Source organism: Pseudorhizobium xiangyangii (assembly GCF_020531965.1).
In the GTDB taxonomy this organism is placed as follows: domain Bacteria; phylum Pseudomonadota; class Alphaproteobacteria; order Rhizobiales; family Rhizobiaceae; genus Neorhizobium; species Neorhizobium xiangyangii.
This window is the reverse complement of record NZ_JAJAWH010000005.1, coordinates 223,554-231,103: the sequence shown is the minus strand read 5'-3', so window position 1 is coordinate 231,103 and position 7,550 is coordinate 223,554. Positions and strand designations below refer to the sequence as shown.

Annotated in this window: 9 protein-coding genes; 8 read left to right on the top strand and 1 reads right to left on the bottom strand. The window is 60.2% G+C overall.

Annotation, left to right across the window (positions count from 1 at the left end):
• Positions 1-519 (bottom strand): isocitrate/isopropylmalate family dehydrogenase (locus LH464_RS06615; RefSeq protein ID WP_255648279.1); only part of this gene is annotated, 519 nt, incomplete at its 3' end.
• Positions 520-736: 217 nt separating this feature from the next.
• Here LH464_RS06615 and LH464_RS06610 point away from each other — a divergent pair.
• From LH464_RS06610 to rseP, 8 genes are all read left to right on the top strand, one after another.
• Complete coding sequence (locus tag LH464_RS06610; RefSeq protein WP_226785575.1) at positions 737-1,270, top strand: hypothetical protein; 534 nt, start codon at positions 737-739, stop codon at positions 1,268-1,270.
• A 201-nt stretch (positions 1,271-1,471) separates the two neighbouring features.
• On the top strand, positions 1,472-2,239 hold the full coding sequence (rpsB, locus tag LH464_RS06605; RefSeq protein ID WP_226785574.1) for a 30S ribosomal protein S2: 768 nt from the start codon (positions 1,472-1,474) through the stop codon (positions 2,237-2,239).
• A gap of 166 nt (positions 2,240-2,405) precedes the next feature.
• Positions 2,406-3,332, top strand: a complete 927-nt coding sequence (tsf, locus tag LH464_RS06600; protein ID WP_226785573.1) for a translation elongation factor Ts — start codon at positions 2,406-2,408, stop codon at positions 3,330-3,332.
• 95 nt (positions 3,333-3,427) lie between these two features.
• Positions 3,428-4,150: a UMP kinase gene (gene pyrH / locus LH464_RS06595; RefSeq protein WP_226785572.1), complete on the top strand. Its 723-nt coding sequence runs from the start codon at positions 3,428-3,430 to the stop codon at positions 4,148-4,150.
• A gap of 45 nt (positions 4,151-4,195) precedes the next feature.
• Positions 4,196-4,756: a ribosome recycling factor gene (gene frr, locus LH464_RS06590; RefSeq protein WP_226785571.1), complete on the top strand. Its 561-nt coding sequence runs from the start codon at positions 4,196-4,198 to the stop codon at positions 4,754-4,756.
• A 44-nt stretch (positions 4,757-4,800) separates the two neighbouring features.
• Complete coding sequence (locus LH464_RS06585; RefSeq protein WP_226785570.1) at positions 4,801-5,544, top strand: isoprenyl transferase; 744 nt, start codon at positions 4,801-4,803, stop codon at positions 5,542-5,544.
• Positions 5,544-6,377, top strand: a complete 834-nt coding sequence (locus LH464_RS06580) for a phosphatidate cytidylyltransferase (RefSeq protein WP_226785569.1) — start codon at positions 5,544-5,546, stop codon at positions 6,375-6,377. Before LH464_RS06585 ends, LH464_RS06580 begins: the two co-directional genes overlap by 1 nt.
• A 41-nt stretch (positions 6,378-6,418) precedes the next feature.
• The gene (gene rseP / locus LH464_RS06575) at positions 6,419-7,543 is read left to right on the top strand and encodes an RIP metalloprotease RseP (protein ID WP_226785568.1); all 1,125 of its coding nucleotides are present in this window, start codon (positions 6,419-6,421) and stop codon (positions 7,541-7,543) included.
• The last annotated feature ends 7 nt before the right edge of the window (positions 7,544-7,550 follow it).

Sequence of the window (7,550 nt, the reverse complement as noted above, 5' to 3'; positions counted from 1 at the left end):
AGCCGGTGCGTTGTAGACCTCATGCTCGATGACCTGCCCGTCGTCGCCGACGAATTTCATGGTCAGCTTGCCCTTGCCCGGGAAGGTGAAGTCCGTGGCGCGGTACTGGTCGCCGAAGGCATGGCGGCCGACGATGATCGGCTGCGTCCAGCCGGGCACCAGGCGCGGCACGTTTTTGCAGATGATCGGCTCGCGGAAGATGACGCCGCCCAGGATGTTGCGGATCGTCCCGTTCGGGCTCTTCCACATTTTCTTGAGGCCGAACTCCTCGACGCGGCCTTCATCAGGCGTGATCGTCGCGCACTTGATGCCGACGCCATGCTTCTTGATCGCATGGGCGGCGTCGATGGTGATCTGGTCGTCCGTGGCGTCGCGGTTCTCGACCGAAAGGTCATAATATTCGATGTCGAGATCGAGATAGGGCAGGATCAGTTTGTCCTTGATGAACTGCCAGATGATGCGGGTCATCTCGTCGCCGTCGAGATCGACGACCGGATTGGCTACCTTGATCTTTTGCATGGATTCCTCTTCGAATTCTGGCAGGGGTCAATTCCCGGCAGTTTGGACACGAATGGGCTGCGCTATAGCATCCGCAGCCCGGAACGCAAAGGTATACGCTGACCGGAAATGGCATTTCGTGATGGCCTCCCGGATGCGGCCAGGGTGCAGATCGTGATTGCCAATCGGCTAGCCTTGGCTAAGTTCAGCGAACCCTGACACTATTTGGACGACTCGCATGCGGAACCTCGCGCTCGCCGCCGCCTTCACTCTCATCGCCGGTACCGTATCGGCCGCGGAAGCCATGGATCCGGTCCGTGAAGTCATGGATGTCACTGCCCGGAACTGGGCAAGTACCGACAGCGAGTGGACCTATGTCTTCGCGGGCGAAACCCTGCAACGCCTGTTCAGCCAGCGCTTTCAGGCGGCCTACCACGAGGCGGAAAAGAGACCGGCCTACGATACGGACGACGGTGAACCCGGCGACCCGTTCGGCTATGACGTGGTGACGGCATCGCAGGATGGCTGCCCCCTGGAGGACGTCACTATCGATGGCGCCAGCGAAGAGGCTGGTGTCACGGAGGTAAAGGTGACCTTCAAGCTCTGGCGCTGCCTGGATCAGGCAGAACTTCGGGAAAGCATGAACGAAGTGCATTTCGACCTTATCAAGGAGGACGGCCGATATGTCATCGACGACATCCATCGAGTCGGCGCAGATGAAAAGGATTCGGTTCTCGCCGAAATGCAGGAACTGGCGGCCGCCACTGAATAGGTGAACCGTCGGCGCGGGGCCGATCGGCGTTAAATTCCGCTTTACGCTTGCGTTTCGCAGGGATCGGCTGTATGCGCACCATCATTCCACACGTAAGGCATGGGGTTGTCCGGGAGAAATCCGGATGGTTCCGCCCGGTGGCATTCCCGAAGGGGGTGCTGTTCGCCTTGCGGAGGTTCAACCGGAAAAGGATACAAAGGCATGGCATTGCCCGATTTCTCTATGCGCCAGCTGCTTGAAGCAGGCGTCCACTTCGGCCACCAGACGCACCGCTGGAACCCGAAGATGAAGCCGTACATCTTCGGCGATCGCAGCAACATCCACATCATCGACCTTGCCCAGACCGTACCGATGCTGTCGCGCGCTCTGCAGGTCATCTCGGACACCGTTGCCCGTGGCGGCCGCGTTCTGTTCGTCGGCACCAAGCGCCAGGCTTCGGAGCTGATCGCTGACTCGGCGAAGCGTTCTGCCCAGTACTACGTCAACTCCCGTTGGCTCGGCGGCATGATGACGAACTGGAAGACGATTTCGAACTCGATCCAGCGTCTGCGCAAGCTCGACGAGATCCTCTCTTCGGACGCTTCGGGCTTCACCAAGAAAGAGCGCCTGAACCTCGAGCGCGAACGCGAGAAGCTTGAAAAGGCTCTCGGCGGTATCCGCGACATGGGCGGCACGCCGGACCTGATGTTCATCATCGACACGAACAAGGAAAAGATCGCTATCGACGAAGCGAAGCGCCTGGGCATCCCGGTTGTCGCCATCATCGACTCGAACTGCGATCCGGACCTTATCGACTATCCGATCCCGGGCAACGACGACGCATCGCGCGCCATCGCTCTCTACTGCGACCTGATCGCACGCGCTGCCATCGATGGCATCGCTCGCCAGCAGGGCGCTTCCGGACGTGACCTCGGCGCGTCCGCCGAAACGCCGGTCGAGCCAGCGCTCGAAGGCGAAGCAGAAGCCTGATCATCTTGAAAGGCGGCGCTTGCGCCGCCTTTCCTTCTACGGGTCGAGGCTTGCCTCCCCGTGAAGGGTTTTCATTACCCTGTCATAATTCCGGGTACATTCGTCCCCAACGCTGCCTTTGCCGATGATTTTCCGGCGAAGGTGATCTTGAAACAAGAGGCACACAATGACCGAAATCACAGCCGCAATGGTGAAGGAACTGCGCGAAAAGTCTGGCGCAGGCATGATGGATTGCAAGAAGGCGCTGGCTGAAAACAACGGCGACATCGAAGCAGCGATCGACTGGCTGCGCGCCAAGGGTATCGCCAAGGCCGACAAGAAGTCGGGCCGTACAGCTGCCGAAGGCCTCATCGGCGTTGCCAGCGCAGGCACCAAGGCCGTCATCGTCGAAGTCAACTCCGAAACCGACTTCGTTGCCCGTAACGACGCTTTCCAGACCATCGTTCGCGGTGTTGCCGACGTGGCACTCGGTACCGATGGCAAGGTCGAATCCGTCAGTGCTGCGACCTACCCGGCAACAGGCAAGTCCGTAACGGACACCATCAAGGATGCGGTTGCCACCATCGGCGAAAACATGAGCCTGCGTCGTTCTGTTCTCCTGTCGGTCGAAGACGGCGTTGTCGCGACCTACATCCATAACGCTGCTGCCGACCGCCTCGGCAAGCTCGGCGTACTGGTCGCTCTGAAGTCGACCGGCAACAAGGACGCCCTGAACGCCATCGGCCGCCAGGTTGCCATGCACGTTGCCGCAACGGCTCCGCTTGCAATCCGCGCCGAAGAAGTCGACGCTGCAGTTGCTGAGCGTGAGCGCAACGTCTTCATCGAACAGTCTCGCGAATCCGGCAAGCCGGAAGCCATCATCGAAAAGATGGTCGACGGCCGCATGCGCAAGTTCTTCGAAGAAGTCGCGCTCCTGTCGCAGGCCTTCGTCATCAACCCTGAACTGACGGTTGGTGCTGCAATCAAGGAAGCCGAGAAGGAAGTCGGCGCTCCGATCGAAGTCACCGGCATGGCCCGTCTTCTGCTCGGCGAAGGCGTCGAGAAGGAAGAGTCGGACTTCGCCGCAGAAGTTGCTGCTGCTGCCAAGGGCTGATCTCTTCAGCCTATCCCACTAAAACGACAAGGGCACCGCGTGACAACGCGGTGCCCTTCGTGTATCCGCAAGCCGGTTAAACGTCAGGAGTGCCCATGTCCCCCAAGCCCATTTACAAGCGTGTCCTTCTCAAGGCATCCGGTGAAGCGATGATGGGGAGCCAGGGTTTCGGGATCGACGTTGCCGTGTCCGATCGCATTGCCTCCGACATTGCTGACGCCCGGGCCATGGGCGTCGAGGTCGGCGTTGTGGTTGGCGGCGGTAATATCTTCCGCGGTGTCGCGGTGGCCTCCAAGGGTGGTGACCGGGTGACCGGCGACCACATGGGCATGCTGGCGACGGTGATCAACGCGCTGGCGCTGGCGACGTCGCTGCGCAAGCTGAACATCGATACGGTCGTCCTTTCGGCGATCGCCATGCCGGAAATCTGCGAGAGCTTCACCCAACTGCGCACGCTTCACCATCTGGAGCAGGGCAGGGTCGTGATCTTCGCCGGCGGCACCGGCAACCCCTTCTTTACGACCGATTCCGCAGCTGCCCTGCGCGCCGCGGAAATCGGCGCAGAGGCGATCTTCAAGGGAACCCAGGTGGACGGCATCTACTCCGCCGACCCCAAGAAGGATCCGACGGCGACACGTTTCGAGGAACTGACCCATGGCGAAGTGCTCGAAAAGGGCCTTGCCGTCATGGACGTGGCGGCGGTGGCGCTTGCCCGTGAGAATTCAATTCCGATTATCGTTTTCTCGATTCACGAAAAGGGCGGTTTCGCCCAGATATTGACCGGTGGTGGTCGCAAGACCATCGTTGCAGACAACTGAGAACGGGTCTTTTGGCAGCCCGATAAGAATAAGGGAGTTATTCGGATGACTGGATCAGTCGACCTCAACGACATCAAGCGCCGGATGGACGGCGCGATCAACGCCTTCAAGAGCGATATTGCGTCGCTGCGGACGGGCCGCGCGTCGGCCAACATTCTCGATCCGGTCATGGTCGAAGCCTACGGTTCGCGCGTGCCGCTGAATCAGGTTGCCAACATTACCGTGCCGGAGCCACGCATGCTGGGGGTTTCGATCTGGGACAAGTCGATGGTCGGTGCCGTCGACCGCGCCATTCGCGAATCCAACCTTGGCCTCAATCCGATCGTCGATGGTCAGAACCTGCGTATTCCGTTGCCGGAGCTCAACGAAGAGCGTCGCAAGTCGCTGGTGAAGGTCGCGCACGATTACGCCGAGAAGGCCAAGGTCGCGATTCGCCATGTTCGCCGCGATGGCATGGATGGCCTCAAAAAGGCCGAGAAGGATGGTGACATCGGTCAGGACGAAGGCCGTTCCCTCTCCGACAAGGTTCAGAAGATGACAGACGATACGATTTCGGATGTCGATCGCTTGCTTGGCGAGAAGGAAAAGGAAATCATGCAGGTCTAGTTGGGCCTGTACATCGATCCCGACATCCGACAACCGGAATAATCATGACGAACCTCGACCTCCCAGTCATTCCAAGACATGTTGCCATCATCATGGATGGTAATGGGCGCTGGGCGAAACAGCGCGGCCTGCCGCGCACCATCGGCCACAACAAGGGGGTCGAGGCGGTTCGCGAGGCCGTGAAGGTTGCCGGCGAGACCGGCGTCCAGTATCTGACGCTCTTCGCCTTCTCTTCCGAGAACTGGTCGCGGCCCCCATCCGAGATCGAGGACTTGCTGGGGCTTTTGCGGCGGTTCATCCGCCGCGACCTGGCCGACCTGCATCGGGAGAATATCCGTATCCGCATCATCGGCGAGCGTGAGAACCTGCGGAGCGATATCCTGCCGCTACTGCTGGAGGCGGAGGAGACGACTCGCGGCAATACTGCGATGACACTCGTGATTGCCTTCAATTACGGTTCTCGCGACGAGATCGCGCGCGCGGCGGTGAAGTTGGCAAGGGACGTCGAGGCGGGCGTGTTGAAGGCTGAGGATATAAATGCCGATGCGATCAGCAGTCGCCTGGATACCGCAGGAATCCCGGACCCCGACCTGATCATCCGCACGAGCGGCGAGGAAAGGCTTTCCAACTTCCTTTTGTGGCAGGCCGCCTATTCCGAATTCATCTTTCTGCCGTGCTATTGGCCGGATTTCGACCGACAGCAGTTCGCAGAGGCGTTACGTATCTACGCAAGCCGTGATCGTCGGTTCGGCGGACTTTCGGACGCGACAACGGCGGTGGTTGGCTGATGAGCCCCGAGCTCAAGCGCCGGATCTGGTCCGGCTTGGTCATGGCTGCCGTAGTGCTGGCCGCCACCTGGGTGGGTGGACTGCCCTTCCGCGTTCTCTCTGCAGCCATTGCATTGCTGGTCTACTTCGAGTGGTCGACGATCACGAAGCTGACAGAGCGGAACTATGGCGCCAACCTGGTCGGCTGGGTGGGGATCATCCTTCTTTCCGCCAATATAGGGTTTGGCGATCCCGACATGAGCATGCCTCTGCTCAGTGGCCTGGTGATTACCGTGGCGCTTATGGTCCTGATCAGCGGCGGAACCTGGTGGTTGCCGGGTGGGGTTCTCTATTCGGGCCTGAGCGGTATTTCTCTCGCTGCCATCCGTGATGTCGGTGCGGGGGGGCTCGCAGCGATCCTCTTCGTCTTCGCCGTCGTCTGGTCGACGGACATTCTCGCATACTTTGTCGGAAGGGCCTTGAAGGGTCCAAAGCTTGCGCCTCGCATATCACCGGGCAAGACCTGGTCGGGCGCGATCGGTGGAACCGTTTCCGCGATTATTGCGGGCTCGCTGGTGTCGTTTTGGGCCTTCGGCAGGCTGTCGGTGTGGGTCGTTTTTCTCGCGTTTGTCCTGTCTGCGGCGAGCCAGATCGGCGACCTGTTCGAATCCTTCATCAAGCGGCGTTTCGGCGTGAAGGACTCGAGCCAGCTCATCCCTGGCCACGGCGGCGTTATGGACCGTGTCGACGGTCTCGTTTTTGCCTGTTTCGCGGTGTTTCTTCTAGCGCTTGTGTACGGCCCGTTGAGGGGCCATGTTGGTATCACGGTTGCCGATTTCATATTCGGCCTATGAGCCGCACCCAGCCGTGACCAATAAATTGAACGGATAGATTGATGGCGATCATCGGACTGCTAACGGGCTACATCATCCCATTCATCGTGGTCCTGTCGGTGCTCGTCTTCGTGCACGAAATGGGCCACTATCTCGTGGGCCGCTGGTGCGGCATCCGCGTGACGGCATTCTCCGTCGGCTTCGGACCTGAGCTTATAGGCTTTACCGACCGCCACGGAACGCGCTGGAAGCTCTCCGCCATTCCGCTCGGCGGCTACGTCAAGTTCTTCGGCGACGAGGATGTTGCCAGCGCGCCGGACACAGCGAGCCTTGCGGGCTTGAGCGAAGCCGAGCGGGCTCAGACGCTTGCTGGCGCAAAGCTGTGGAAACGCGCGGCTACGGTAGCCGCCGGCCCGATCGCGAACTTCCTGCTGGCGATAATGATATTCGCGGCGCTGTTCACCACGTATGGCAAGATGGTTTCCGATCCCGTGGTGGCCGAAGTTCGCCCGGAAAGTGCAGCCGCGGTCGCTGGCGTCGAGCCGGGAGATCTCCTGGTGGCGCTGGATGGCGACAAGATTCGCACGTTCGACGATGTCCGTCGCTACGTTGCGGTTCGTCCCGGAACCTCAATCGTCATCACCATCGAGCGTAACGGTCGCGAACTGGACCTGCCGGTAACCCCGCAGCGGACGGAAATCACCGACCGGTTCGGCAACAAGGTCGAACTTGGCCAGATCGGTATCGTCACCAACGCCGAGAGGGGCAATTTCCGGCAGGAAACGTTCTCGCCGCTGCAGGCGGTTGCCGAAGGCGTTCGCGAGACAGGCCACATCATCAGCGGCACGTTCAGCTACCTCGGCAACATCTTCACCGGACGGATGAGCGCCGATCAGATCGGCGGACCTATTCGCATCGCCGAGACGACTGGACAGATGGCCAGCCTCGGCTTCGCGGCGGTGCTGAATTTCGCCGCGATCATCTCGGTTTCCCTCGGTCTGATGAACCTCTTCCCGATTCCCGTGCTTGATGGCGGCCATCTGCTCATGTACGCGTTGGAAGCGGTGAGGGGGCGTCCGCTGAGCCCGCGGGTTCAGGACGTTGTATTCCGTTTCGGCCTGGCGATGATCCTTACTCTGATGGTCTTCGCCACATGGAACGACACCTTTGGACGGTGGATGGGTTGAATTTTAT

Bases quoted from the DNA above. Each gene is read 5' to 3' on its own strand.
- LH464_RS06610 (WP_226785575.1), top strand. From the start codon at position 737: ATGCGGAACCTCGCGCTCGCCGCCGCCTTCACTCTCATCGCCGGTACC.
- rpsB (WP_226785574.1), top strand. From the start codon at position 1,472: ATGGCATTGCCCGATTTCTCTATGCGCCAGCTGCTTGAAGCAGGCGTC.
- tsf (WP_226785573.1), top strand. From the start codon at position 2,406: ATGACCGAAATCACAGCCGCAATGGTGAAGGAACTGCGCGAAAAGTCT.
- pyrH (WP_226785572.1), top strand. From the start codon at position 3,428: ATGTCCCCCAAGCCCATTTACAAGCGTGTCCTTCTCAAGGCATCCGGT.
- frr (WP_226785571.1), top strand. From the start codon at position 4,196: ATGACTGGATCAGTCGACCTCAACGACATCAAGCGCCGGATGGACGGC.
- LH464_RS06585 (WP_226785570.1), top strand. From the start codon at position 4,801: ATGACGAACCTCGACCTCCCAGTCATTCCAAGACATGTTGCCATCATC.
- LH464_RS06580 (WP_226785569.1), top strand. From the start codon at position 5,544: ATGAGCCCCGAGCTCAAGCGCCGGATCTGGTCCGGCTTGGTCATGGCT.
- rseP (WP_226785568.1), top strand. From the start codon at position 6,419: ATGGCGATCATCGGACTGCTAACGGGCTACATCATCCCATTCATCGTG.